The sequence below is a fragment of the Burkholderia sp. ABCPW 14 genome (genome assembly GCF_001523835.1).
In the GTDB taxonomy this organism is placed as follows: Bacteria; Pseudomonadota; Gammaproteobacteria; order Burkholderiales; family Burkholderiaceae; genus Burkholderia; species Burkholderia mayonis.
Map to the genome: position 1 here is coordinate 1 of NZ_LOVS01000210.1, position 926 is coordinate 926.

At 67.6% G+C, this 926-nt stretch carries 1 protein-coding gene; it reads right to left on the bottom strand.

Annotation, left to right across the window (positions count from 1 at the left end; all coding sequences use genetic code 11):
• Window positions 1–17 precede the first annotated feature (17 nt).
• Window positions 18–926 (bottom strand): sulfate adenylyltransferase subunit CysD (gene cysD / locus WS62_RS31365; RefSeq protein WP_066579356.1); only part of this gene is annotated, 909 nt, incomplete at its 5' end.

Consider the following 926-nt stretch of genomic DNA (forward strand, 5'->3'; position numbering starts at 1 on the left):
GGATGTCCTCGCGTGCGTCAGAAATAGCCCTGCTTCTTGCGCTGCTCCATCGCGGCTTCGGACGCCTGATCGTCCATCCGCGTCGCGCCGCGCTCGGTGATCTCGGTCACCGCCGTCTCCGCGATGATCTTCTCCACGTCGTCCGCGTCGCTCTCGACCGGGCACGTGCAGGAGATGTCGCCGACCGTGCGGAAGCGCACGAGCGCCGCTTCGCTCGTCTCGCCTTCGCGCATCGGCGTGAGCGGCGTGACGGGGACGAGCAGGCCGTTGCGGCGCACGATCTCGCGGCGGTGCGCGTAGTAGATCGACGGCAGCTCGAGCTTCTCGCGCGCGATGTACTGCCACACATCGAGCTCGGTCCAGTTCGAGATCGGGAACACGCGCAGGTGCTCGCCGCGGTGCAGGCGCGCGTTGAAGAGGCTCCACAGTTCCGGGCGCTGCGCCTTCGGGTCCCACTGGCCGAATTCGTCGCGAAACGAGAAGATCCGCTCCTTCGCGCGCGCCTTTTCCTCGTCGCGCCGCGCGCCGCCGATCATCGCGGTATAGCCGTGCTGCTCGATCGTTTCGAGCAGCGTGACGGCCTGCGCGGCGTTGCGCGAATCGGTTTCGCGGCGCAGCACGACGGTGCCGCGCCTGATCGAATCCTCGACGTGGCCGACCACGAGTTCCGCGCCGATTTCCGCCGCGCGGCGATCGCGGAAGTCGATCACCTCGTCGTAGTTGTGGCCCGTATCGATGTGCACGAGCGGGAACGGCAGCGACGTCTTGCGGTTCACACCGAGCCCGAACGCCTTCAGCGCGAGATGCAGCACGACGACCGAATCCTTGCCGCCCGAGAACAGCAGCGCGGGCTTGCTGCACTCGGCGACGAGCTCGCGCAAGATGTGGATCGACTCGGCCTCGAGCCAGTCGAGGTGGCCCATCCG